Here is a 23,690-nt window from a genome sequence, read left to right on the forward strand (position 1 = left end):
CGGCGCTGAGAGGGAATCGACACGCGGGCGCGTTGCGTTAACTCTTCGTCAACCGTTCGCTCACGCAAATGGGGGCCGTCGAGCCCGGACTGGCGGCCCGGGCGGCGGCACGCCTCCGCGCCGCCGCAATCGGCGCTAACCTGCCGGAGAATGTCCACGCGTATGCCGTGCGCCTCAGACCCGAACCGCGCCGAGCCCTTCGGCTGGCGCTGGGACGATTCTGGCCGGACTTCGCGAGCAGGCGCTGCGCCGCTCCGGGCCGCGCGGCCGCGCCGGACCCGGACCGTGACCGTCGCGCTGGCCGCGACCGCACTCGGCAGCGGGATCCTGGGGCTCGGCTTCCTCGGCTTCGTGCAGGGCCTCGACCGCATCGAGCGGGTTCCCCAGGGCCGCGCAGACGGTATCGTCGCCCTGACGGGGGGCGCCCAGCGCATCGGCGACGCGATCGACCTCCTGGCCAGCGGCTACGGCCGGCGCCTGCTGATCACCGGCGTGAACGAGCGCACGAGCCGTGACGAGATCGCCCGCCTCAACCCGACCCAGCGTCACTGGATCGATTGCTGCGTCGATCTCGATTACCGGGCGCGCAACACCATCGGCAATGCCATCGAGACCCGGCGCTGGATGCGACGCAACCATTTCAGCACGGTCGCGGTGGTCACCTCGAACTACCACATGCCCCGCACCCTGATCGAGCTGGACCATGCCCTGCAGGGGGCCGACCGGGTCGTGCCGCATCCGGTCGTGGCCGAGGGCTTCGACGCGGGCCGCTGGTGGCAATGCCCCGCGACCGCCAAGCTGCTCGCCAGCGAGTACGTCAAGTTCCTGGCGGCCTGGCTTCGGACCCGCTTCGAATCCGACCCCGAGCGGTCGCGCGCCGCGATCCTGATCGGCCGCGGCAAGCCGGTGAAGATGGTGGCCGAACCGCTGGCGCGGCACATCGACTGAGGCCCGCGCGGCCGGGATAGCGCCGCCCGCGGGCCCGTTCGACGATGGGATCGATCGCGGACCGGCCGCGGCACCCGGGCGCCTCAGAGGCCCTTGCAGCGGGCCTTGATCGCCTCGGAGAATTCCCGCTCCGACCCCTGCACCTGGGCGAGGCGCGCGTTGCGCTCCGAGCCCGACAGGCAGCGGGCATAGACGCTTGCCACCCGCCGCATGGTGTCGACGTGGCGCCGCCAGATCCGGCAGTTCTTGGCGTCGTCGCCGTCGGCCTGTTCGAGCTGGTCGAGGGCCTGCCGCTGCATCGACTGGGCCACCAGCACGTCCCGCGGGCAGGTGGCGTCGCCCGCCCCCTGGGCCCGAGCCGGCCCAGCGAGGAGACCGCAGGCGAGGGCCGCCGTGATCCGTACCGCGACGGTCACCACGCTCATGCCGCCTGCGGCGCGGAGGTGTGGGTGAGGAGCGCGTAGAGCGCGCTCGCGTCGCGGGCGGCGCGGATGCGCTCGAGGATGCCGGGCTCGCGCAGCACACGGGCCACCTGCGCCAGCGCCTTCAGGTGGTCGGCGCCCGCGCCCTCGGGGGCGAGCAGCAGGAAGGCGATGTCCACGGGCTGGCCGTCGAGGGCCTCGAAATCCACCGGCCGGTCGAGCCGGGCGACGAGGCCGAACAGACGGTCGAAGTTCGGCAGCTTGCCGTGCGGGATCGCGACGCCATCGCCGATCCCCGTCGAGCCGAGGCGCTCGCGCTGGAGCAGGGTCTCGAACACCTCGCGCTCGTCGAGGCCGGGCAGGCGACGCACCGCCTGCGCGCTCAGCTCCTGCAGCACCTGCTTCTTCGCGCGGGCGCGCAAGGACGGCACCACGGAATCCGGATCGAGGAATTCCAGGATTGGCATGTGAGGACTGCAGCCCCTTCGCCTGGTTCGGTGCCGAACCCGGTCCCGTCGCGTGGGGCGGGCGGATCGCGCACCGCCCCCCGATTACCGGATGGTCAATCGTGGGTCGGAAGCGCGGGTTCCGGGGAGACCGCGCTCAGGCGACAGCCTCCGGCGGGTCCACCCAGCCGATCGCGCCGTCACGGCGCCGATATACGACGTTGATGCGCCCGGTGCCAGCGTGAACGAAGACCAGAACGGGCGCGCCTGTCAGGTCGAGGGCGGTCACGGCCTCGCTGACCGAGTGGCGCTGGAGCGTCTTGGTGCTCTCGGCCACGATCGGCGGGTGGGATTCCCCCTCATCCTCGTCGGCGGGCGGCTCCGGCTCCTCCTCCGCGGGCGCGGCGAACACCGCGTAGGCCGCCTCGACCGCGCCGTTGGTCTGCCCGGCGGCGTGATCCTTCAGCTTGTGCTTGTAGCGGCGCAGGCGTTTCTCCAGCCGGTCGGCGGTCTGCTCGAAGCTCGCCCGGGGATCGTGATCCGCGCCCGTAGCCTCGATGGTCAGGCCCGAGACGAGGTGGAGCACGCAGTCCGTACGGTAGCTGGTGCCGTCCCGCCGGAGGGTGACGTGCCCGGTGCAGGACCCGTTCATGTGGCTGTCGAGGTACTTGGCGAGGGTCGCCGTCATGCGCTCCTCGACACGGCCGCGCAGGGCCTCCCCGAGGTCCAGGCCGTGGCCCGTGACGCGCAATGCCCCCATGTCCCCTCCGCTCAGGCTTGTTGTGGAGGTCGAGTTAAGGAGGCGTGCCGGGAGATGTCAACGGAGCGCGGGCCCGATCGGGGCCGGCGCGCCGTCAGCGGGCCGAAACCGTCCCGGCCATCGCGCCGCCCTGGGCGTAGCGCTCGCGGCGGCGCTCGATGGACGAGGGAATCCGAAGGGATTCTCGGTACTTGGCCACGGTTCGCCGCGCGATGTCGACGCCTTCGCCGCGCAGCTTCTGCACCAGCGCGTCGTCCGAGAGCACGTCGTTCGGGGTCTCTCCGTCGACGAGCTGCTTGATGCGGTGGCGGACAGCCTCCGAGGAATGGGCGGCCGTGCCGGCTGCGCCCGGAATCGCCGCGGTGAAGAAATATTTCATCTCCAGGGTGCCGCGGCTCGTACCGATCGCCTTGTTGGAGGTGACACGCGATACGGTCGATTCGTGCATGCCGATCGCCTCGGCCACCGTCTTCAGGTTCAGCGGTCGCAGATGCGTGACCCCGTGCAGGAAGAATCCGTCCTGTTGGCGCACGATCTCGGTGGCGACCTTCAGGATGGTGCGGGCCCGCTGCTCCAGGCTGCGGGTCAGCCAGTTCGCGGTCTGCAGCGCCTCCGACAGGAAGGCCTTGTCGCCCTCGGCCGAGGCGTTGCGGGAGACGCGGGCATAGTAGCTCTGGTTGACCAGCACGCGGGGCAGCGTCTCGCCGTTCAGCTCGACCAGCCAGGAGCCGTCGGGCGCGGCGCGCACGAAGACGTCGGGGATCAGCACCTCGACGGCGCTGGGACCGAAGGCACGTCCGGGCTTCGGGTCGAGCCGGCGGATCTCGCCGATCATCTCGACGAGGTCCTCGTCCTCGACGCCGCAGAGCCGGCGCAGGCCCGCGAAGTCGCGCTTGGCCACCAGATCGAGGCGCGAGACGAGCGCCTGCATCGCGGGATCGAAGCGGTCCTTCTCGCGCAGCTGGATCGCGAGGCACTCGGCGAGGTCGCGCGCGGCGACGCCCGCGGGATCGAAGCTCTGGACGAGCCGGAGCACGCCCGCCACCCGGTCGAGCCCGGCATTCAGGCGCTCGGCCACCGCGTCGATCGATTCGCGGAGGTAGCCGGCCTCGTCCACCGCGTCGATCAGGAAGCTGCCGATCAGGCGGTCGACGGGATCGCGGGTCGCGAGTTCGAGCTGCGACGCGAGATGCTCGCGCAGCGAGGTCTCGGCGGTGAGCGTCGCCTCGAAGTCGGGCGCCTCGGCGTCGAAGCTGCCGCCGGTGCTGCCATAGGGAGCCGGCGTGAGCGAGAGCATGTCGCCCGTGGAGGTCTCGCGGGCGGCGGGCGCGTCGTCCGGGAAGACGTTGTCGAGGCGGGTCTCGAAGCCGGTGTCGATCTCGCCGCGGCTCGGGTCGATCTCGGTCGCCGACCAGGATTCCTCGGCCCCCTCGAAACCCTCTCGGCTCTCGGCGGGACCGTCCGCCGCCGCGTCCGCAGGCTCGGCCGTCTCGGCCCGTTCGAGCAGCGGGTTGCGTTCGAGCTCGGCCTCCACATAGGCCGCCAGGTCGAGCTGGGAGAGTTGGAGCAGCTTGATCGCCTGTAGAAGCTGCGGCGTCATCACCAGGGCTTGACCCTGGCGCATTTCCAGCCGTTGCAGCAGACTCATGCGACGCCCGCCTTTCTGGGTGACGTATCGACCACACACCACTGCGCCTGTGCGGCACAGTTCTTGCTTAATTGATTTTCTTTAGCTTTAGACCCTTCCGGCCTGCCCGTCAAAGCGGTGGAGCGCGGATTGTGCCGCGATCGCGGCTAGGTGGCAGCCAAGCCACACAATCATCGTCGAGCGCGCTTAAGGAAGCTTTGCGCCAACCGTCTGCGCCCGGCTTCGGCCGGCCGACGCTCGGCCTCGGAACGGAATGGATTGCGGGCGGCCCCTGGGCGCCCGCGCCTCAGAGGCGGAAATCCTCGCCGAGATAGAGGCGGCGCGCCTCCGGGTTCGCCACGATCTCCTCCGGGGTCCCCTCGGTGAGGATGCGGCCCGAATGGGCGATGTAGGCGCGGTCGATCAGGCCGAGCGTCTCGCGCACGTTGTGGTCGGTGATGAGCACGCCGATGCCGCGCTGCTTGAGGTGCTTCACCAGATCCTGGATGTCGCCGACGGCGATCGGGTCGATGCCCGCGAAGGGCTCGTCGAGCAGCATGAAGGTCGGCGAGGAGGCGAGTGCCCGGGCGATCTCGCAGCGCCGCCGCTCGCCGCCGGACAGCGCGATCGAGGGCGACTTGCGCAGCCGCGCGATGTCGAACTCCTCCAGCAGCGATTCGAGCTTGCGGACGCGTTCCTTGCGGTCGGGCTCGGCCACCTCCAGCACCGCCCGGATGTTGTCCTCGACGCTGAGGCCGCGAAAGATCGAGGCTTCCTGAGGCAGGTAGCCGATGCCGAGCCGGGCGCGCTGATACATCGGCAGCTGGGTGATCGGCAGTCCGTCGAGGGTGATGTGCCCGCGGTCGGCCGAGACGAGGCCGGTGATCATGTAGAAGATCGTGGTCTTGCCCGCGCCGTTGGGCCCGAGCAGGCCCACCGCCTCGCCGGTGCGAACGGTCAGGCCCGCCTCGTGCACGACGGTGCGGGCGCCATAGCTCTTGCGCAGGCCGCGCACGCTGAGGATGCCGGGGCCGCCGGCCGCGTCATCGTCCGCCGCGCCCAGGGGGACCGCGGCGCGGCGACCGAACAGGCGGCCGAGGCGGCCGGCGCGCGCGGGCGGGCCGGCATCCATCGGGCCGGGATCGGGTCCTGACGGATCCACCGTCACGTGGAACGGGACGGCGTCGCTCAATTGGCCTGGGCCCGGGACTTGACGGGATCGGCCTCAGGCTTCGACGCGGCCTTGGCTCCGGGCGGCGGCGGGCAGCCCTTGGCGGCCCCCCCCTTCGCGTCGGTCTTCTCGCCCGGCACGAACATCGCGGAGACGCGCCCGCCCGCCACCGGGTCCATGTTCGCCCGGCCGGTATTCATGTCGTAGACGAGGCGCGAGCCGCGGGTGACGTTCTGGCACTGGCTCAGCACGACGTTGCCGGTGAGCACGATGCGCTTGGCCGCCTGATCGAACACGGCGTTGTCGCCGGTGGCCACCTGATCCTTCTGCACGACCGTCACGGGCCCGGCGCACTCGACCTTCTGGATGCCGTTCTCGGGCGTGGCCACTGCGGGCTTGGGGGCCTCCTCGGCGGGCTTGTCGCTCTTGCCCGCATCCTTGCCCGCATCCTTCGCGCCGTCCTTCTCTTTGCCGCGCTTGTAATGCACGGTCATGATGGAGCAGCGGATGGTGCTGTCGCCCTGGACGGCGACGACGTTGCCGGCGAACACCGCCTTGTTCTCGCGGTCGAACACATCGAGCCGGTCGGCGTCGATCTTGATCGGCTCCTTGCCGCCGCCGAGCGAGCCCAGCGGCGACGTCGCCTCCTTCTGGCCCGCCGCAAGAGCGGGACCCGCGAGGCAGGCGATCAGGAGGGCGAGCCGGGCCGGCCTCACCGCTCACCGTCCTGCGGCTCGGCCGCGGAGGTCATCAGGCGCAACGCGTGGCCGTCCACCGTGGGCCCTGGCGCGTCGCCCGCCTTCGGGGGAGCCTTGGCGGGCTTGTCCTCGTGGAACACCGTGTGGACGTTGCCGATGAAGGAGATCACGCGGCCGTTCTCGACCACGTCGAGACCGTCGGCCACGACGGAGCCGCTGGGGACCGTGACGGTCACCGTCTCCTTGGAGGTGACGCTGCCGGCCTTGAAGTTCACGGCGGCCGAGTTGAGCCGCGCCTCCTCGCCCTTGTCGGTCCAGATCCGGATGTCACGGGTCAGGTCGAGTGATTCGCGGGTGGTGTCGAACAGGCCGGTGGCCGCCTCGAGCCGGGCGAGGCCGCCCTTGTCGTCGGTGGCGATGTGGCCGCGCATGGATTCGAGTTCGATCAGGCTCGGCTTGCGCATGTCCTGCAGCGCGGCCGCGGCGGTGACCTCGTAGCCGCGCTCGCCCTTGCGGAAGCCCGAGAGGCGCGGGTTGTCCATCCGCACCTTGGTGCCCGACAAGGTCACCGGGCCGACGCTGACATTCGGCAGGCTCGCCCCGAACGGGTTGAGGACCAGGCCCGCCACCAGCAGCAGCGCACCGCCAGCGGCCAGCGGGATGACGCGTCGGAGCTGGCGCACGCGGGCGCTGTGCCGGTGCGCCTGCGCATGCGCCCGGGTCCGCCGCGCGTTTCCGGCAGCAGGTCCGTTCGTCACGATACCGTCGACCATCGGCATGGACATATCCGAGCGGTGCATCCTGGGAATGCGGCCGCGAGCTGTGGAACGGCCCCCGAGAGGCCCCGCGTGCCCGCGCGTCGCAGGCACGCCGCCGGATGCGCTCGGCCCATGGCGAAGTTATGGCCCGAGCGTTTCGGAAACTTCAACCTTATGCGCCGTTTGGCGAAGCGGGCGGAATGCTGAGGCGTTCCACCCGCCTCAGGATGTGCGCGGGCGCACGTCCGTGCAACCGGGCATGCCCTGGCGCGGGCGACGATCAGGCATGGGCGAAAATGTCGGTTTCCGGCCACCCGTCGAGGTCGAGGCGCGCGCGCGTGGGCAGGAAGGCGAAGCAGGCGGCGGCCAGATCGGTGCGGTCCTCGCGGGCGAGCATCGCGTCGAGGCGCGCGCGGGCGGCGTGGAGGTGCAGCACGTCCGAGGCCGCATAATCGAGCTGCGCCTGGCTCAGGGTCTCGGCGCCCCAGTCCGAGGATTGCTGCTGCTTCGAGAGATCGACGCCGACGAGTTCGCGGACGACGTCCTTCAGGCCGTGCCGGTCGGTATAGGTCCGGGCGAGCTTGGAGGCGATCTTGGTGCAGTAGACCGGCGTCGGCATCACGCCGAACCGGTTGTAGAGCACCGCGAGATCGAAGCGGGCGAAGTGGAAGATCTTGAGGACGCCGGGATCGGCGAGGACCCGCTTCAGAACCTCCGGCTCGGGCCCCTGAGCGGGGATCTGCACCACGTCGGCGGTGCCGTCCCCCGTCGAGATCTGGACCACGCAGAGCCGGTCTCGGTGGGGATTCAGCCCGAGCGTCTCGGTGTCGATGGCGATCGCCGCTCCCGGCGCGTAATCCGCGGGCAGGTCGCCGCGGTGGAGGCGAACGGTCGGGGCGCTGGGCATCGGGGGATCTTCGGGCGGTCGGACGGGAGAGGTGGCCCGGTATCACCCGGGCCCGGAGCGGACAAGGGCGGTGCCCCCACCTTGATCGGCGCCGCGCCCCAAGGCGCTGTCCTGTTCGCACGTCGCGGACGGCGCCCGGGTGTTTCAGTCCCCCTCCGCGGGCCAGCGACATCACACATCGCCCGCTTCCATTCCGGAATGCCCTGCGGGCGCGGGTTCTCCCCTCCCCCCTCTGCGGGGGAGGGTGGCCCGCGAAGCGGGTCGGGAGAGGGGGCGACGCTTCGGGATACGGCCCAGCGTCGATGCGGAGCGCCGTCCTGCACCGTCGCTCCCCTCTCCCGCCTGCTCCGCAGGCACCCTCCCCCGCAGAGGGGGGAGGGAAGCGCGCGGGGTTCATCAAAGATGTTTGAAGCTGCAAACCCCGCCGGGCGACTCCTCCCTCACACCACGAGGTTCACGATCCGGCCCGGCACCACGATCACCTTGCGGGGGGCGCGACCCTCCAGCACCTTCTGCACCGCCTCCAGCGCCAGGGTGGCAGCCTCGACGGCCCTGGCGTCGGCGTCGCGGGGGACGGTGACGTCCGCCCGCTTCTTGCCGTTGATCTGCACCGGCAGGGTGATCTCGTCCTCGATGAGAAGATTCCGGTCGAGCACCGGCCAGGGCGCCTCGGCGACGAGGCCCGGACGGCCCAACGCCTGCCAGCATTCCTCGGCGAGATGGGGCATCATCGGGGCGATGAGCTGGACCAGGATGCCGGCCCCCTCCCCTGCCGCCGCCGTCGAGACGGGCCCGCGCAGGGCCTCCTCCAGGGCGTTGCCGAGGGTGTAGACATGGGCGACGCAGCGGTTGAAGCGCAGCCGCTCGACATCCTCTTCCACCGCGGCGAGCGCCCGGTGGGCGGCCTTGCGCAACGCGAGATCGGCCGTGCCGTCGCCGGCGGCGCCGGCCGCGGCATTGACGAGCCGCCAGATGCGCTGGACGAAGCGGGCGGCACCCTGCACCCCCTCCTCCGTCCAGATCACGTCGCGGTCCGGCGGGGAATCGGAGAGCATGAACCAGCGCGCGGTGTCGGCGCCGTAGCTCGCGATGATGTCGTCGGGATCGACCACGTTCTTCTTGGACTTCGACATCTTCTCGATGGCGCCGATCGCCACCGGCGCGCCGGTTTTCACGTGGAACGCCCGGCGCTCCGGCCCCGCGCCCTCGAAACGGATCTCGGCGGGCGGCACCCAGGCGCCGGCCTCGTCCTTGTAGGTCTCGTGGACGACCATGCCCTGCGTGAACAGGCCGGCGAAGGGCTCGGCCACGCCCGACCAGCCGGTCTCGCGCATCGCCCGCATGAAGAAGCGGGCGTAGAGGAGGTGCAGGATCGCGTGCTCGACGCCCCCGATATACTGATCGACGGCGAGCCAGTGATCGACGATCGCCCGGTCGGTCGGCGCCTCGGCGAGCCAGGGCGCGGTGAAGCGGGCGTAGTACCAGGACGAATCGACGAAGGTGTCCATCGTGTCGGTCTCGCGGCGCGCCGCGGCGCCGCAGCGCGGGCACGGCACGTTGCGCCAAGCCTGGTCACGCTCCAGCGGGTTGCCGGGCTGGTCGAACGAGACCGTCTCGGGCAGGCGCACCGGCAGGTCGTCCACCGGCACCGGCACCGGCCCGCAGGATTCGCAATGGATGATCGGGATCGGGCAGCCCCAGTAGCGCTGGCGCGAGACGCCCCAGTCGCGCAGGCGGAACTGCACCTTGCGGGCGGCGACGGGCGCGCCGGCGACGATCTCCTCCGAGAGCCGGTTCGCCACCGCCTCGAAGGCCTCGTGCGTGGTCATCCCGTCGAGGAAGCGCGAATTGATCATGCGCCCGTCCTCGACATAGGCCGTGTCGGTGATGACGAAGGTCGCGGGGTCCTGATCCTCCGGGCAGACCACCGGCGTGTTGCCGAGCCGGTACTTGTTGGCGAAGTCGAGATCGCGCTGGTCGTGGGCCGGGCAGCCGAAGACCGCACCGGTGCCGTACTCCATCAGCACGAAGTTCGCGACGTAGACCGGCAGCTCCCAGGACGGGTCGAGGGGATGGCGCACGGTGAGCCCGGTGTCGTGCCCAAGCTTCTCGGCGGTGTCGATCGCCTCCTGGGCCGTGCCGATGCGGCGGCAGGCCTCGATGAAGTCCTGCAGCTCGGGGCGGGTTGCCGCGAGCGCGGCGGCCAGCGGATGGTCGGCCGCGATGGCGAGGAAGCGCGCACCGAAGAGCGTGTCGGGCCGCGTGGTGTAGACCTTGATCTCGCCGTACCCGGCGGTCGCCTGCGCCAGGGCGAAGCGGACCTCGAGCCCCTCCGACTTCCCGATCCAGTTCCTCTGCATCAGCCGGACCTTCTCGGGCCAGCGCTCGAGGCCGTCCAGCGCCGCGAGCAGGTCCTCGGCGAAGTCCGTGATCTTGAAGAACCACTGGGTCAGCTCGCGGCTCTCCACCAGCGCGCCCGAGCGCCAGCCGCGCCCGTCGATCACCTGCTCGTTGGCAAGCACCGTGTGATCGACCGGATCCCAGTTCACCTTCGCGGTGCGGCGCGTGACCAGCCCCTTGTCCAGGAAATCGAGGAACATGCGCTGCTGGTGCTTGTAGTAGTCCGGATCGCAGGTCGCGATCTCGCGGCTCCAGTCGAGCGACAGGCCCATCGCCTGGAGCTGGGCGCGCATCGCCGCGATGTTGGCGTAGGTCCAGTCGCGCGGGTTGACCTTGCGCTCGATGGCGGCGTTCTCGGCGGGCAGCCCGAAGGCGTCCCAGCCCATTGGGTGGAGCACGTTGAAGCCCCTGGCGCGCTTGTAGCGGGCCACCACGTCGCCCATCGCGTAGTTGCGCACGTGACCCATGTGGATGCGCCCCGACGGGTAGGGGAACATCTCCAACACGTAGTATTTCGGGCGGGTGTCGTCGTTCTGGGTCTCGAAGATCTTGGCCTGCCCCCAGGCCTGCTGCCAGCGCGGCTCGGCATCCTTGGCGTTGTAGCGCTCGGGCGCCGACCGAGGGTCGGGCGCCGACCGCGGGTCGGGTGCGGTCCGCGAATCGGGGGTCGGGGTGTTCGTCATGGCTCGGATCGAGGCGCTCGGAGGGCATCGCGGCGGATGCGCGGCTGGGCCCGGCACTAGCATATCCACGGCGCGCCGGGTCAATCGCGCTGCGAGACGCTGCTCTGCGAGCCGGATCGGAGCTTCCGGCTTGCGGCCGGCGTTCGGATTGGTAGGTCCCCCGTCGTGAAGCTCCGGACGATTCCCGCATGACCGACGATGCCCCCGCCCCTGTCGAGACCTCGGCCGAGGACGTTCCGCCCGTCGAGACCCCACCGGTCGAGAAGCCCCCGGTCGGCGTCGCCGACGTCGCCGCGGGGCTCGCCGAGGTGCGGGCCGGCATCGCCCAGGCGGCGGAAGATTGCGGGCGCAATCCCGCATCGGTGCACCTCGTAGCGGTCTCCAAGACCGTGCCCGCCGAGGCCATCCTGCCGGCGCTGGAGGCGGGGCACCGGGTGTTCGGCGAGAACTACGTGCAGGAATCGAAGGCCAAGTGGCCCGATCTGCGCCGGCGATACCCGGATGTGGAACTCCACCTCGTCGGCCCGCTGCAATCGAACAAGGCCCGCGAGGCGGTGGAGCTGTTCGACGTGATCCACGCGCTCGACCGGCTCTCCCTCGCCGCCGCGCTCGCCAAGGAGATCGCCCGGACCGGGCGGACGCCGAAGCTCCTGATCCAGGTGAACACCGGGGACGAGCCCCAGAAGGGCGGCGTCGCGGTCGATCAGGTCGACGTCCTGCTCGCCGCGTGCCGCGGCACGTACGGCCTCGCGATCGACGGCCTGATGTGCGTGCCCCCGGTCGAGGACCCGCCCTCGGCCCATTTCGCCCTGCTCGCCCGCATCGCGCGGGAGCACAACCTGCCGATCCTGTCGATGGGCATGAGCGCGGACTATCCGGCGGCGATCCAACTCGGCGCCACCCATGTCCGGGTCGGCACCGCGATCTTCGGCGCCCGCACCCGCAAGGCCTGACGCGTCAGGCGCGGCCCACGACCCGCGCCAGCGACAGCCGCAGCGCATCCGCCTCGCGCGCGCCGTACTGCGCCTCGAACGCGGCCTGAGCCCGGGACCAGACCGGACGGGCCGCCCGGAGCCGGTCCTGTCCGGCCGCGGTGAGGCTGAGCGCGCGGGTCCGGGCGTCCCGCCCCGTCCGGTTGTCGACGAGCCCGTCGCGCTCCAGCGGGCGCAGCGCCCGGCCGGTGGCAGTCCGGTCCATCACGAGATGCTGGGCCAGCTCGCTCACCGCCATCGGGCCCGCACGGGCGAGGATCGCCAGGACGGCATACTGCGTCGCCCGCAGGCCGACCTCGACGAGATACCGGTCGTAGAGCTGGGTGACGTGGCGCGCGGCCTGACGGACCGCGAGACAGTGGCAGGGCGCGGCGATGAGCGCCGAACCGAGCCGGTCCGGCGGCGGCAGGTCGCCCGCGGAAGGCACGTCCGCACCGTGTCGTCCGGACGATGGCATGCCGTGATCTCCCTCCGAACGCGACCGTCGCGGCCTGTCACGATGGCCCGGGGGTCGGTCCGCGCGAGCGCGCCGCCCACCCCGCCCGCGGCGGCGCGATCATTCAACCGAAAGTTTAACAATCTTTGCCGCGTCGGGCTGCATCGGTTCGCCGGCAGACCCCTGCGAATCGACCTGTCAGCCGATCCGCAGATGGGTGCGCGGGCCGATCCGCCGAAGCAGGCGCAGGAGATCCTGCAGGCGCACGGCCACGCAGCCCTCCGTCGGGCGGAAGCCCGAGCGCGCCACGTGCAGGAAGATCGCCGAGCCCCGTCCGGGGCGAATCGGGCCGCGATTGTGGTCGAGGTCGATCACCACGTCGTAGAGGCCGTCGTCCCGCCACATCCGCTCGGCGCTGACGCCCGGCGCCGGCAGGCGGATCGGGCGATTGTAGCGCCGGTCGTGGCGGTCGTCGCACCAGCCGTCCTCGGGCCGCGTCCGGTGCAGCGGCAGGGCCGTGGCCGGCCGTCTGCCGAGATGATCGTGCCGGTACGCGCCGCCACGCAGGCGGAAGCGACCGCGCGGGGAGCCGCCGTCCCCCTCGCGCTTGGCGCCGACGATGCCGGCGGCGCCAAGCGCGCAGGGGATCACCGCGCCGGGCAGCAGGATTTCGCCGCGTCGCCGGTCGGCGACCGACGGGCGAACCAGCAGGGACGACAGTGTCGTGCGGACCACCGCGCGGTCACGGGACTTCGCCCGGGTCTTGCCTGAGGTCTTGCCTGAGATCCTGCCTGGGGTTTTGCTTGAGGTCTTCACAGGTCGCATGGGGTCTCGCTGCGCGGAGCGCGGTCCGGCACCCTTCGGAAGCGGCGCCGGACGGGGCGGAGCGGCGCCGGGACAGGGGAAGAGTGCGGAAAAATGATGAACATTGCGCACAAGGCAATTCCCAGCCGTGAAAAGCGCATTATCCTGTTGCATATGCCCGGATCGGTCAGACCCGGGTTCGGGGGATCCGCCTGCGTCCGCCGTCCCGGCCTCTTCCAGGAGGCCGGGCCGGGCTCGACTCGGCCCCGTCGTGCCCTGTGAGAGTTGTTCGGACGATGAACGCCTATCGGATCCTGATCTGCGACGACGACGCGATCCTGCGCGAGACCCTGACCGAGCAGCTCGACGGCTACGACGAGTTCACGGTGCTGCCGGCGAGCAACGGCGCGGCGGCGATCGCGGGCGTGGCGGAGATGCGCGTCGACCTCGCGGTGATGGATGTCGGCCTGCCCGACATGGACGGGCGCGAGGCGGTGCGGGCGATGCGCCGCAACGGCTTCCGCGGGCCGGTGATCATGCTCACGGCGCAGGATTCCGAGGAGGACACCGTCGAGGGCCTGGAAGCGGGCGCCAACGACTACGTCACCAAGCCGTTCAAGTTCGGGATCCTGCTCGCCCGCATCCGCGCGCACCTGCGCAGCCACGAGGCTTCCGAGGACGCGGTCTTCCAGATCGGGCCCTACACCTTCCGGCCGGGCGCCAAGCTGCTGATCGGCGAGCGCGGCTCCAAGCTGAAGCTCACCGAGAAGGAGACCGCGATCCTGCGCTTCCTGTATCGGGCCGGGCGCGAGGTGGTGGGCCGCGACACGCTGCTCGCCGAGGTCTGGGGCTACAACGCCCACGTGACCACCCACACCCTCGAGACCCACATCTACCGCCTGCGCCAGAAGATCGAGCCCAACCCGGCCACCGCCGCGATTCTCGTCACGGAAGGCGGGGGCTACAAGCTTCTGCCCTGATTTTTTGCGCCGACGCATCGTCCCGGCCGCACAGTTCGGCTAGAACCGCGGCTTGTGCCAGCGCGCCTCCGCAGACCGGGATCCCGGCGCGGACGCGTGCCGATGGCTGAAACCGCAAGCGAGACCCCCGAGGCCGTGGATCCGACGGGATCGCCGCAGGTCCCGGCGGTTCGGGGACCACGGCGTTGGGGCTCGACGACGACATCGCTGTCCTTGCCGCCGCGCCGCTGTTCCGCTTCTTCGGCCAGGACGCGCTGCGCCTGCTCTCCTTCGCCTCGGAGCGGCGGGACCTTGAGGCCGACGCGATCCTGTTCCGGCGCGGCGACCCGTGCGACGGCGGCTACGTGGTCGTCTCGGGCACGATCGTGCTGACGCCGCGGGTGGCCGGGGCCGAGCCGGTCAGCGTCGGTCGCGGCGGATTGATCGGACAGCTCGCGCTGCTGGTCCCGGGCGAGCGCCCGAGCGAGGCCCGCGCCGCCGAGCCCGCCACCGTCCTGCGCGTCGCCCCCACGCTGATGCGCCGCATGCTCGAGGAATTCCCCGCCGCCGCGGTCGCCATCCACGCCGCCCTCGCCGAGGATCTGGCCGCGCTCTCGGAGGATCTCGCCCGCGTGCGTGGGCTGATGCTCGGATGATCCCGCCCGCGGATCGCCGCGACGCTCACCCGGTGCCGCCGAGGTGACAGGCCGGACGGGCCTCTGTAAGCACGGGCCTTCGCACCAGACCATCCCCGGAAAGACCATGTCCCAGGCCGAGCCCCACGCCGATCTCGCGCGCACTCTCGAGAACGCCTGGGAGGAGCGCGCCTCCATCGATACCGGCACCCGCGGCCCCGTCCGCGAGGCCGTGGAGACGGCGCTGACTCTGCTCGACGAGGGCAAGGCCCGGGTCGCCGAGAAGGTCGGCGATGCGTGGCAGGTCAACCAATGGCTGAAGAAGGCGGTGCTGCTGTCCTTCCGCCTCAACGAGATGGTCGCGGTGCCGGCGGGCGCGGCGGGCGCGCCCGCCTGGGACAAGGTGCCCTCGAAGTTCGAGGGCTGGGGCGAGAACCGCTTCCGCGCCGCCGGCTTCCGCGTGGTGCCGGGCGCCGTGGTCCGCCGCTCGGCCTACATCGCGCCGGGGGTGATCCTGATGCCGTCCTTCGTCAATCTCGGCGCCCATGTGGGCACGGGCACGATGGTGGATACCTGGGCGACCGTGGGCTCCTGCGCCCAGATCGGCAAGAACGTCCATCTGTCGGGCGGCGTCGGCATCGGCGGCGTGCTGGAGCCGCTCCAGGCCGGCCCGGTCGTGATCGAGGACGATTGCTTCATCGGCGCGCGCTCCGAGGTGGTCGAGGGCGTCGTGGTCGAGCGCGGCGCCGTGCTCTCCATGGGCGTCTTCATCGGCGCCTCCACCAAGATCATCGACCGCGAGACGGGCGAGGTCTTCCGCGGGCGCGTGCCGGCCTATTCCGTGGTGGTGCCGGGCGCCCTGCCCGGCAAGCCGCTGCCGGACGGCTCGCCCGGCCCCTCGCTGTACTGCGCGGTGATCGTGAAGCGGGTCGACGCACAGACTCGCGCCAAGACCAGCATCAACGATCTGCTGCGCGACTGATCGTGAGACGGGAGGGACGCGTGGACGCGGCCGCGAGCGAGACCCTGGACCTCACGGTCGCCGGACGTCCCTGCCCCACGCCTTGCGACCTCGTCGGTGCGGGTGAACCGGCCCTGCTGCTGCCGGCGCTCTCGACCATCTCGGCGCGGGCGGAGATGCGGCGGCTCGCCACCGCGCTCGACGGGTATCGCGCCCGCATCCCCGACTGGCCGGGCTTCGGGGACCGGGCGCGCCCGCGCCTGCCCCTCGAGCCGGCGACCCTGCACGCTTTCTTGGACGCGCTGCTCGCAGCCCGGCCGGGCCCCTACGCCCTCGGCGTCGCGGCGGGCCATGCGGCGGGCTACCTCGTGGCGGCGGCCGCCCGTCATCCCGGCGCATTCGGCCGGCTCGTGCTGGTGGCGCCGACCTGGCGCGGCCCGCTGCCGACCGCGATGGGGCCGGAGCGCGCGCACTGGTTCGGGCGCATCCGTCGCGCCGTCGAGACGCCGCTCCTCGGCGACGCGCTCTACCGCATCAACATCAGCCCGCCGGTGATCGGACGGATGATGCGCGCCCACGTCTATGCCGATCCGGCTCACGTCACCCCGAACCTCGTGGCCGAGAAGCACGCGGTGACCCGCCAGCGCGGCGGGCGCTTCGGCACGGCGGCCTTCGTCACCGGCGGCCTCGACCCGGTCGGCAGCCGCGCCGAATTCCTCGCCCTGTTCGCCGGCGCCCTGCCGCCGATCCGGGTGCTGCGGCCGGAGAGGGCCCCGCGCCGCTCGGCCGCGGAGATGGACGCCCTCGTGGCGAGCGGCCGGGTCGTCGCAAGCCCGGTGCCCGGCGCGCTGAGCCCGCACGAGGAATACCCGGACGCCGTCGCCGCCGCGATCCGCGCCGCCTGAGCGACCGGCTCTGGCACGGCCTCGACGCCGTCGCGGAGTGGAGGTCGGTTGCCATAGGCGTGTCGCAGGTTCCGCCCTATGCTCAGCAGCTTCCGAGGAACGCGACGCCACCGGACCCGATGCCCCCTGCCCGCTCCCGACTGCCCCTCCTGACGCTGCTGGCGCTCCTCGTGGCGGCGCCCCTGCCGGCGAGCGCGGAGGACGCTCCGCAGAAGCCGACATCCGCCCCATCCATCGGCATGGAGACGCTGACGCCCGATCGGGCTCCCGCGAAGCCCTACCTGAGCGATGCGACGGCGCCGGACACGATCCAGATCCTGACGCCGCCGCCGCCGAGCCATTCCGCCCTGGATACGGTCGACCGCAACACCTTCAACGCCACCCGCACCCTCAAGGGCACCCCGCGCTGGGAGCTGGCCGCCAACGACGTGGCCGAGGGCGCGCCCGCGATCCTCGAGACCTTCGCCTGCGTCCTCGGCACCCGGATCGACCAGGCCCACGTGCCCGCGGTGATCAATCTGTTCGAGCGCGCGCGGCTCGACATCGCGCGGGCCACGCGGGCCACCAAGGTGCATTACCGCCGCCTGCGGCCCTTCGTCGGCAACGAGGCGCCGATCTGCGTGCAGCGGACCCAGATGCTCGCCGACAGCTTCAGCTACCCGTCCGGCCACGCGACGCAGGGCTGGGCCTTCGCCCTGATGATGGCCTCCCTCGTCCCCGAGAAGGCGACCGGGATCCTCGCCCGCGGCCGGGCCTATGGCGAGAGCCGCATCGTCTGCGGGGTGCATTGGCTGACCGACGTCGCGGCCGGCCGCGTCAACGGCTCGGCGGTTTTCGCCGCCCTGACGGGCGATGCCGCCTTCCGGGCCGACATGGACAAGGCGCGGGCCGAACTCGCCAAGGCGCTGGCAAAGCCGGCCACGGCACCCGACAAGGCGATCTGCACCCGTGAGATCGAGGCCCTGAAAGAGCCGGCACTACAGTTTTGAATACTTTTAAGTTCAACCTGTAATCGATCCAATATAAGGTAAGTGGCTGGTTTTATCTTGATCACGTAAGCTTGACCGGGCATCCCACGGTGCGCCTCCCGCGAGGCATCGCGCCCGAGAGAGACCATGCCCGTCCCAGCCCGTTCGTTCGCGCCGTCAGCGGCCATCGCCTCGCTCCTCGCCGCGGGACCGGCCCTGGCCCAGGGGGCGAGCGTCCAGCTCGACCAGATCTCCGTCGAGTCGACGGCGCAACCGGCGGTGAGCGAGGTCGGCGGCAATCTCAGCAGCGGCGATGGCGGTACGGCCGCCACGAGCGGCGGCGGGGGCGGTCCCTCCGGGATCACCGGCTACGTCGCCCGGGTCGCCACGACAGCGACGAAAACCAACACGCCCCTCATCGAGACGCCGCAATCGGTGAGCGTCGTCACCCGCGAGCAGATCAACGACCGCAACGTCCAGACCTTCAGCGATGCGCTGGCCTACGTGCCGGGCGCCGCGATCAACGTCTCGGGCTTCGATCCGCGCTTCGATCAGATTTTCATCCGCGGCTTCGACGTCCTCAGCAACAACGGCACCTACCGCGACGGCCTGCGCCAAATCGGCAGCGGCTTCATCTTTCCGCGCATCGAGCCCTACGGGCTGGAGGCCGTCACCGTCCTGCGCGGGCCGGCGTCGGGCCTCTACGGCCTGGGCTCGCCGGGCGGCATCCTCGATGCGACGAGCAAGCGCCCGGTCTTCGCCTCCTTCGGCGAGATCTGGTTCCAGAGGGGCAGCTACGACCGCTACCAGGGCAACTTCGACATCGGCGGCCCCCTCGAGGGATCGGACGGCACGATGGCCTACCGGCTGACCGGCGTGCGCCGCGAAGCCGGCACCTTCATCGGCCGTGGCACCAACGACGACCAGCTCAACATCGCACCGGCCTTCACCTGGAAGCCCTCGGCGGACACCACCCTCACGCTGCTCGGCGAGTACCAGGTCCGGAACACGCCGGCCACGGTGTTCTACTACAACGACCCGGGCTTCCGAGTGAGCCGTTTCTACAGCGGCGACCCGCGCTTCGCCGGCCTCGACGAGACGCAGTACCGCATCGGCTACGCCTTCGAGCACCGCATCTCGCCCGACCTGATCGTCCGGCAGAACTTCCGCCACTACGGCATCTTCCTGAGCGCGAAGTACACCAACATCGATTCCATCAACGACGCGCGCACCCTCGGCCTGCGGTCGAACGGCTACATCCGCGAAGGTCTGGTCCAGCAGACGCTGGACAATCAGGTCGAGGCGCACCTCACCACCGGCCCGGTCGCCCACACCCTGGTCGCAGGCCTGGATTACACCCGCTACGCGCTGAGCAACCGGTTCGGGGCCCTGACCAGCAACGAGGTTCCGCCGCTCGATCTCGTCACCCGAAACTACGGCCAGCAATTCATTCCGACCCCGACCCTCGGGAGCCCCACCCGCCAGATCCAGAACCAGATCGGCCTCTACCTTCAGGATCAGGCCAAGCTCGGCGACTTCATCCTGACCCTGAACGGGCGCCAGGACTGGGTCTTTCAGGACAACCAGGTCTCGCCGGCGAGCGCGGTGACGCATCAGGACGACGCCGCCTTCACCGGACGCGTCGGCCTCGGTTACGTTCTGGCCCCGGGTCTCGTGCCCTATGCAAGCTACGCGACGACCTTCACGCCGCAGGTGGGGACGGACGCGCGCGGGACCGCGTTCAAGCCGGCCACCGGCGACCAGATCGAGGCGGGGGTGAAGTATCTGATCCCCGGCACGAACATCCAGGCCGCCTTCGCGGGCTTCGACATCGTGCAGTCGAGCATCCTGCGCACCGACCCCGCCAACCAAGCCTTCCAGACCGCCTCGGGCTCCGTGCGCTCGCGCGGCTTCGAGGCGGAGGCCACGGCGAACCTCGCGCCGGGCACGAACCTGACGATCGCCTACACCCACCTCGACGTCCGGTTCCTGCGCCAGACCTCGTTCACGGGCCAGACCCAGGACGGGAATCTGGTGTCCGGCATCCCGGGCGACACCTACGCCTCGTTCCTGACCTACGCGTTTCCCGCCGCCTCGGCGCTGCGCGGCCTGACCATCGGCGGCGGCCTCCGCTACATCGGCACGAGCTACGCCGACGACGACAACACCGTCCGCAATCCCACCGTGACGCTGTACGACGCCCTCGTCGCCTACGACTTCGCGGCCCTGGATCCGCGCTACAAGGGCTTCCGGGCCCAGATCAACGGCTACAACATCTTCGACCGCAGCTATAACACCTGCGCGTTCGGGAACTGCTACCGCGGCTCTCCGGCCACCGTCATCGGCAGCCTGATCTACCGCTGGTGAGCGCGGCCCCGCCCATCACGGTCTCGCCGCAGAGGCTGCGTAGGGAGAGAAATCGTAAGCGCTTGCGCGTCATGCTGATGGCGCGGGCGCGGGGCTGCCCGTAAAGAGCGGATGATGAGTGTGGGAAGCGCGCGGATGGGGCGGTCGGCGGGACGGGGATTGCGGGCGGCGAGCCGGCTCGCATGCGCGGCTGCGCTGACGCTCGGCCTCTCGGCCTGCTTCCGCCCGCTCTACGGGCCCACGGCGTCGGGCGAATCGATGGGCGTGCTGCTCGCCGCGATCCAGGTCGACGACGTCACGACGGCGCAGGACCAGGACCGGCTCGGGCATTACCTGCGCAGCGAGCTGATCTTCGATCTCGACGGCTCGGGCCAGCCCTCGCCGAAGCGCTACCGCCTGAAGATGCAGGCGAGCGAGACGGTGCAGACGCCGATCGTCTCGACCCAGACCGGGCGGGCCGAGGCCGGCACCCTGGTGGGCAACGTGCGCTTCAGCCTCGAGAGCCTCGACGGGACGCGGGTGATCACCGAGGGCGTCGCCACCTCCACCACCACCTACGAGCGCTCGGTGCAGCGCTTCGCCAGCCAGCGCGCCGCGCGCGACGCCGAGATCCGCCTCGCGAAGGTGCTGGCCGAGCAGATCAAGACGCGCGTCGCCTCGGTGCTGTCCGCCAAGTCCTGAGCGTGCGAGGCGGTCTTGAGCGCGACAGGCGGTCCTGAGGGCGAACGGCACGTCGCGAACGCGGCGGGGCAGGGCCGTTGACCGCCGTCAAGGCGCACGAGGCCGAGGCCCTGATCCGGCGCGGACCCGACCCGCGCATCCCGGTGATCCTCGTCTACGGGCCCGATACCGGGCTCGTCGTGGAGCGCGCCAAGCGCCTGGCCGAGAGCTTCGTCACGGACCCCAACGATCCCTTCGCCCTGGTGCGGATCGACGGCGACACCCTCGCCGCCGATCCCGGCCGCCTGATGGACGAGGCCGGCACCGTGGGTCTGTTCGGCGACAAGCGCACGATCTGGGTCCGCCCGGGCAGCCGCAACTACGCGCCGGCCGTCGAGACGGTGCTCAAAGCCGAGATCACCGGCACCCGCATCGTGGTCGAGGCCGGGGATCTCGCCAAATCCGCACCGCTGCGCACGCTCTGCGAGCGCTCGCCCAAGGCCCTCGCCATCCCGTGCTACCCGGACGACGAGCGGGCGCTCGCCGAGCTGATCGACCGGACGCTCGAGGCGCACGGCCTGCGCATCGCCCGCGAGGCCCGCGAGGTGCTGAGCCAGAGCCTCGGCGGCGACCGGCGCGCGAGCCTGTCGGAGATCGAGAAGCTCGCGCTCTACGCCCAGGGGCAGGGCAGCGTCGGCCTGGACGACGTCGAGGCGGTGGTGAGCGACGTCGCCGCCAGCGTGCTCAACACCCTGATCGACGCGGCCTTCGGCGGACGGACGGCCGAGGTGGAGCGCGACTACCGGCGCTTCCGCCACGAGGGGCTCGATCCCTCGATGATGCTGGGCCAAGCGCTTCGCCACGCGATGGCGCTGCTGGCGAGCCGGCTCGAGGGCCCGGACAAGAGCCCGAGCCTGCTGGTGGCCTCCTGGCGCGGCCTGCACTTCAAGCGCAAGGCCGGCGTCGAGGCACAGCTCGCCGCCTGGGGCCCGAACGCGCTCCGGCAAGCCATCCAGATCCTGCAGGAGGCGGTCCTGGCCTGCCGCCGGGCGGAGCCGGGACTCGCCCATGCCAGCGCCAACGCCGCGCTCCTGCGCATCGCCGGGCAGGCGGCGCGGCGCCGGGGCGGCTGACGCCGGTTCGCCCGGAGAGGCCGGCACGGGGAGTCCGGCCGAATCGTTCCCCGTACGCCTCCGCCAGACCACCCGCCGGTGATCGCTCCTGAGATCACGGGCCGCGAAGGGGCCCCGCGGCGGAACCGTGCGTTAATCGATCCACTGCAACCTGAGAGCGGTTTCAGCCGCGGTCTGCACACATGTCGATCCATCCTGTGCGGTCCGCCAGCGGCACGACCCCCGTTCTCCCCGGGTCGGCGGCCGATCGCAGTCTCGGCGCGGACCCGCTCGCCCTGCGCCGCGCCATCGCACGCCTGCGCGGGGACGGCGACCCGGTCTGGACCTGGGAGACGGACGCCTTCGGGCACTATGTCAGCCTCTCGCGTGCCTGTCGGGACGGGCTCGGCTACACGGCAGGCGAGCTGATCGGGCGGTCACCGTTCGACCTCATGCCCCTCGACGAAGCCGCACGCATCGAGCGGATGATCGCCCGCTCGGCAGCAGGGCAGCGCCCCTATCCGGAATTGCTGCACCGCAGCATCCGGCGGGATGGCCGCGTCGTCGTGCTCGCGGTCGACGGCATGCCCGTGCGCGATGTCTCGGGCGCCCTGCTCGGCTATCGCGGCACGGCACGGGACGTCACCGGGTCGGGGCCCGCCATCGCTCACCGGCACCGCACCGATCACTACGACTACCTCACCGGCCTGCCGAACCGGGCCTGCTTGCGCGCGCACGTGGCGGAGCGCCTGCAGGATGGGCTTCCGGCTCCCGCAATCGTCGCGATCGATCTCGAGCGCTTCGGCGCGATCGAGGCCCAGTTCGGGCCCGCAGGCGGGGACGCGGTGCTGTGCGCTGTCGCCGACCGCTTGGCGGGTTTCGCCCGCCGACACCGGGCCGTCCCGGGCCGCCTGGCAGGTGACGACTTCGTGCTGATCCTGCGCGACGGCCTCGATGACACGGAGACGCGCAATCTCGCTGCCGCCCTGCGCGTCAGCCTCGATCAAGACATCCGGATCGCGGGCAGCCGCCTTCAGGTCGGCGCAAGCCTCGGCCTTGCCCAGGCCGGCTCGGGCAGGACCGCCGATACACTGATCGCATCGGCCGAGGCCGACCGCTTCCGCGCACGGATCGGGATGGCGCCCGCTTCCTGAGCCCTCACTCGGGCTCAGCGTCGGAGACGCGGAAGCGACGGCAGAGCGCCTCGAGCTCCTCGGCGTTCTGATACCGGATCCGGATCTCGCCCTCGGCCGCGCTCTTGGCCTTCAGCACGACACCGACGCCCAGCGCCCGTGCCATCCGGCGCTCCAGGGAGCGCATTTCCTCGGTGCGCTCGCTCGGACCCCGGGGACGGCCGGGGCGGGGACCCTCGGCCTCCGGCGTCTCGGCGGCGGCGATCGCCTCGACCTCGCGGACGGAGAGCCCCTCCTCCACGATGCGGCGCCCGACGGCCTCGGGATCGCGCACGGCGAGGAGCGCCCGGGCGTGGCCGGCAGTGATCTCGGCGGCAATCACGCGCTCTTGGATGGCCGGTGGCAGGTTCAGCAACCGCAAGGTGTTGGCGAGATGACTGCGGCTCTTGCCGAGGATCTCGGCCAGCTCGCGCTGGCTATAGGCGAATTCGCTCATCAGCCGCTCGTAGCCCGCCGCCTCCTCGATCGCGTTCAGATCGGCGCGCTGCACATTCTCGAGGATCGCGAATTCGAGCGAGGCCCGATCGTCGATCTCGACGACGACGACCGGAACCTCGTCGAGTTCGGCGCGCTGCGCGGCGCGCCAGCGGCGCTCGCCCGCCACGATCTCGAAGGCGCCCGGCACCTCGGCAAGGGGCCGCACCACGATCGGCTGGATCAGACCGCGGGCGCGGATCGAGACGGCCAGCTCGTCGAGGTCGGTCTCGCTGAAGCGCCGGCGCGGATTGCGCGGGTTCGGGCGCAGGAACTCGACGGCGACCTTGCGCAGCGGGGCAGGGGCCTTGGCACCCTCGGGCGCGGCTTCGCCGAAATCCCCGATCAGGGCCGCGAGCCCGCGCCCCAGACGGGGCCGTGGTGCCTCATCCGCCATCGTCTCA

23 protein-coding genes are annotated in these 23,690 nt (G+C 71.2%); 11 read left to right on the forward strand and 12 right to left on the reverse strand.

The annotated features are described in order from the left end of the window. Positions 1-162 precede the first annotated feature (162 nt). Positions 163-948 carry a YdcF family protein gene (locus tag ACS5RC_RS07100; RefSeq protein WP_478343122.1) on the forward strand — a complete coding sequence of 262 codons (786 nt, stop codon included), beginning with the start codon at positions 163-165 and terminating at the stop codon, positions 946-948. A gap of 83 nt (positions 949-1,031) precedes the next feature. Here ACS5RC_RS07100 and ACS5RC_RS07105 read toward each other — a convergent pair whose 3' ends face one another. The 9 genes from ACS5RC_RS07105 to leuS all read right to left on the reverse strand — a co-directional run bounded on the left by ACS5RC_RS07105 (position 1,032) and on the right by leuS (position 10,820). Continuing rightward, on the reverse strand, positions 1,032-1,373 hold the full coding sequence (locus ACS5RC_RS07105; RefSeq protein WP_478343123.1) for a hypothetical protein: 342 nt from the start codon (positions 1,371-1,373) through the stop codon (positions 1,032-1,034). Beyond that, a complete protein-coding gene (gene ptsN / locus ACS5RC_RS07110; protein WP_478343124.1) occupies positions 1,370-1,837 on the reverse strand; it encodes a PTS IIA-like nitrogen regulatory protein PtsN in 468 nt (155 codons plus the stop codon). The genes ACS5RC_RS07105 and ptsN overlap by 4 nt, the downstream gene beginning before the upstream one ends. Before the next feature lie 136 nt (positions 1,838-1,973). Further along, positions 1,974-2,576, reverse strand: a complete 603-nt coding sequence (gene hpf / locus ACS5RC_RS07115) for a ribosome hibernation-promoting factor, HPF/YfiA family (RefSeq protein ID WP_478343125.1) — start codon at positions 2,574-2,576, stop codon at positions 1,974-1,976. 94 nt (positions 2,577-2,670) lie between these two features. After that, positions 2,671-4,224: an RNA polymerase factor sigma-54 gene (gene rpoN, locus ACS5RC_RS07120; protein ID WP_478343126.1), complete on the reverse strand. Its 1,554-nt coding sequence runs from the start codon at positions 4,222-4,224 to the stop codon at positions 2,671-2,673. A 286-nt stretch (positions 4,225-4,510) separates the two neighbouring features. Next, on the reverse strand, positions 4,511-5,335 hold the full coding sequence (gene lptB / locus ACS5RC_RS07125; protein ID WP_478343432.1) for an LPS export ABC transporter ATP-binding protein: 825 nt from the start codon (positions 5,333-5,335) through the stop codon (positions 4,511-4,513). A 56-nt stretch (positions 5,336-5,391) separates the two neighbouring features. Further along, positions 5,392-6,090 (reverse strand): LptA/OstA family protein, encoded by a 699-nt coding sequence (locus tag ACS5RC_RS07130; RefSeq protein WP_478343127.1) that lies wholly within the window; start codon positions 6,088-6,090, stop codon positions 5,392-5,394. Next, the gene (gene lptC / locus ACS5RC_RS07135) at positions 6,087-6,851 is read right to left on the reverse strand and encodes an LPS export ABC transporter periplasmic protein LptC (RefSeq protein ID WP_478343128.1); all 765 of its coding nucleotides are present in this window, start codon (positions 6,849-6,851) and stop codon (positions 6,087-6,089) included. Before lptC ends, ACS5RC_RS07130 begins: the two co-directional genes overlap by 4 nt. 259 nt (positions 6,852-7,110) lie before the next feature. After that, the gene (locus tag ACS5RC_RS07140) at positions 7,111-7,737 is read right to left on the reverse strand and encodes a ribonuclease D (protein WP_478343129.1); all 627 of its coding nucleotides are present in this window, start codon (positions 7,735-7,737) and stop codon (positions 7,111-7,113) included. 440 nt (positions 7,738-8,177) lie between these two features. Continuing rightward, positions 8,178-10,820, reverse strand: coding sequence for a leucine--tRNA ligase (leuS, locus tag ACS5RC_RS07145; protein WP_478343130.1), 2,643 nt, complete (start codon positions 10,818-10,820; stop codon positions 8,178-8,180). Between the two features lie 188 nt (positions 10,821-11,008). Here leuS and ACS5RC_RS07150 point away from each other — a divergent pair, with 188 nt between their 5' ends. Beyond that, positions 11,009-11,773 carry a YggS family pyridoxal phosphate-dependent enzyme gene (locus ACS5RC_RS07150; protein ID WP_478343131.1) on the forward strand — a complete coding sequence of 255 codons (765 nt, stop codon included), beginning with the start codon at positions 11,009-11,011 and terminating at the stop codon, positions 11,771-11,773. Positions 11,774-11,777: 4 nt separating this feature from the next. Here ACS5RC_RS07150 and ACS5RC_RS07155 read toward each other — a convergent pair whose 3' ends face one another. Then, entirely contained in the window at positions 11,778-12,239 is a 462-nt protein-coding gene (locus ACS5RC_RS07155; RefSeq protein ID WP_478343132.1) for a MarR family winged helix-turn-helix transcriptional regulator, read from the reverse strand. A 207-nt stretch (positions 12,240-12,446) separates the two neighbouring features. Continuing rightward, complete coding sequence (locus ACS5RC_RS07160; RefSeq protein ID WP_478343133.1) at positions 12,447-12,983, reverse strand: L,D-transpeptidase family protein; 537 nt, start codon at positions 12,981-12,983, stop codon at positions 12,447-12,449. A gap of 365 nt (positions 12,984-13,348) precedes the next feature. Between ACS5RC_RS07160 and ACS5RC_RS07165 the strand changes: the two genes are divergently transcribed. From ACS5RC_RS07165 to ACS5RC_RS07205, 9 genes are all read left to right on the forward strand, one after another. After that, positions 13,349-14,032: a response regulator transcription factor gene (locus ACS5RC_RS07165; RefSeq protein ID WP_478343134.1), complete on the forward strand. Its 684-nt coding sequence runs from the start codon at positions 13,349-13,351 to the stop codon at positions 14,030-14,032. 185 nt (positions 14,033-14,217) lie between these two features. Continuing rightward, positions 14,218-14,667 (forward strand): cyclic nucleotide-binding domain-containing protein, encoded by a 450-nt coding sequence (locus tag ACS5RC_RS07170; RefSeq protein ID WP_478343135.1) that lies wholly within the window; start codon positions 14,218-14,220, stop codon positions 14,665-14,667. Positions 14,668-14,773: 106 nt separating this feature from the next. Further along, the gene (gene dapD, locus ACS5RC_RS07175) at positions 14,774-15,628 is read left to right on the forward strand and encodes a 2,3,4,5-tetrahydropyridine-2,6-dicarboxylate N-succinyltransferase (RefSeq protein WP_478343136.1); all 855 of its coding nucleotides are present in this window, start codon (positions 14,774-14,776) and stop codon (positions 15,626-15,628) included. Positions 15,629-15,648: 20 nt separating this feature from the next. After that, on the forward strand, positions 15,649-16,512 hold the full coding sequence (locus ACS5RC_RS07180; RefSeq protein ID WP_478343137.1) for an alpha/beta fold hydrolase: 864 nt from the start codon (positions 15,649-15,651) through the stop codon (positions 16,510-16,512). A 119-nt stretch (positions 16,513-16,631) separates the two neighbouring features. Next, positions 16,632-17,501, forward strand: a complete 870-nt coding sequence (locus ACS5RC_RS07185; RefSeq protein WP_478343138.1) for an acid phosphatase — start codon at positions 16,632-16,634, stop codon at positions 17,499-17,501. A gap of 126 nt (positions 17,502-17,627) precedes the next feature. Then, on the forward strand, positions 17,628-19,847 hold the full coding sequence (locus ACS5RC_RS07190; protein ID WP_478343139.1) for a TonB-dependent siderophore receptor: 2,220 nt from the start codon (positions 17,628-17,630) through the stop codon (positions 19,845-19,847). Positions 19,848-19,982: 135 nt separating this feature from the next. After that, positions 19,983-20,528 carry an LPS assembly lipoprotein LptE gene (gene lptE, locus ACS5RC_RS07195; protein WP_478343140.1) on the forward strand — a complete coding sequence of 182 codons (546 nt, stop codon included), beginning with the start codon at positions 19,983-19,985 and terminating at the stop codon, positions 20,526-20,528. 77 nt (positions 20,529-20,605) lie between these two features. Beyond that, a complete protein-coding gene (holA, locus tag ACS5RC_RS07200; RefSeq protein ID WP_478343141.1) occupies positions 20,606-21,640 on the forward strand; it encodes a DNA polymerase III subunit delta in 1,035 nt (344 codons plus the stop codon). 182 nt (positions 21,641-21,822) lie between these two features. After that, positions 21,823-22,773, forward strand: a complete 951-nt coding sequence (locus ACS5RC_RS07205; protein WP_478343142.1) for a diguanylate cyclase domain-containing protein — start codon at positions 21,823-21,825, stop codon at positions 22,771-22,773. 4 nt (positions 22,774-22,777) lie between these two features. Here the strand turns inward: ACS5RC_RS07205 and ACS5RC_RS07210 are convergent, their stop codons facing one another. Then, on the reverse strand, positions 22,778-23,683 hold the full coding sequence (locus tag ACS5RC_RS07210; RefSeq protein WP_478343433.1) for a ParB/RepB/Spo0J family partition protein: 906 nt from the start codon (positions 23,681-23,683) through the stop codon (positions 22,778-22,780). Between the last annotated feature and the right edge of the window lie 7 nt (positions 23,684-23,690).

This window comes from Methylobacterium sp. HJ2, from assembly GCF_056431005.1.

Excerpts from the sequence above, each read along its gene's own strand:
- ACS5RC_RS07100 (WP_478343122.1), top strand. The coding sequence starts at position 163 with ATGCCGTGCGCCTCAGACCCGAACCGCGCCGAGCCCTTCGGCTGGCGC.
- ACS5RC_RS07105 (WP_478343123.1), bottom strand. The coding sequence starts at position 1,373 with ATGAGCGTGGTGACCGTCGCGGTACGGATCACGGCGGCCCTCGCCTGC.
- ptsN (WP_478343124.1), bottom strand. The coding sequence starts at position 1,837 with ATGCCAATCCTGGAATTCCTCGATCCGGATTCCGTGGTGCCGTCCTTG.
- hpf (WP_478343125.1), bottom strand. The coding sequence starts at position 2,576 with ATGGGGGCATTGCGCGTCACGGGCCACGGCCTGGACCTCGGGGAGGCC.
- rpoN (WP_478343126.1), bottom strand. The coding sequence starts at position 4,224 with ATGAGTCTGCTGCAACGGCTGGAAATGCGCCAGGGTCAAGCCCTGGTG.
- lptB (WP_478343432.1), bottom strand. The coding sequence starts at position 5,335 with ATGGATGCCGGCCCGCCCGCGCGCGCCGGCCGCCTCGGCCGCCTGTTC.
- lptC (WP_478343128.1), bottom strand. The coding sequence starts at position 6,851 with ATGCCGATGGTCGACGGTATCGTGACGAACGGACCTGCTGCCGGAAAC.
- ACS5RC_RS07140 (WP_478343129.1), bottom strand. The coding sequence starts at position 7,737 with ATGCCCAGCGCCCCGACCGTTCGCCTCCACCGCGGCGACCTGCCCGCG.
- leuS (WP_478343130.1), bottom strand. The coding sequence starts at position 10,820 with ATGACGAACACCCCGACCCCCGATTCGCGGACCGCACCCGACCCGCGG.
- ACS5RC_RS07150 (WP_478343131.1), top strand. The coding sequence starts at position 11,009 with ATGACCGACGATGCCCCCGCCCCTGTCGAGACCTCGGCCGAGGACGTT.
- ACS5RC_RS07165 (WP_478343134.1), top strand. The coding sequence starts at position 13,349 with ATGAACGCCTATCGGATCCTGATCTGCGACGACGACGCGATCCTGCGC.
- dapD (WP_478343136.1), top strand. The coding sequence starts at position 14,774 with ATGTCCCAGGCCGAGCCCCACGCCGATCTCGCGCGCACTCTCGAGAAC.
- ACS5RC_RS07185 (WP_478343138.1), top strand. The coding sequence starts at position 16,632 with ATGCCCCCTGCCCGCTCCCGACTGCCCCTCCTGACGCTGCTGGCGCTC.
- ACS5RC_RS07190 (WP_478343139.1), top strand. The coding sequence starts at position 17,628 with ATGCCCGTCCCAGCCCGTTCGTTCGCGCCGTCAGCGGCCATCGCCTCG.
- lptE (WP_478343140.1), top strand. The coding sequence starts at position 19,983 with ATGGGGCGGTCGGCGGGACGGGGATTGCGGGCGGCGAGCCGGCTCGCA.
- ACS5RC_RS07205 (WP_478343142.1), top strand. The coding sequence starts at position 21,823 with ATGTCGATCCATCCTGTGCGGTCCGCCAGCGGCACGACCCCCGTTCTC.
- ACS5RC_RS07210 (WP_478343433.1), bottom strand. The coding sequence starts at position 23,683 with ATGGCGGATGAGGCACCACGGCCCCGTCTGGGGCGCGGGCTCGCGGCC.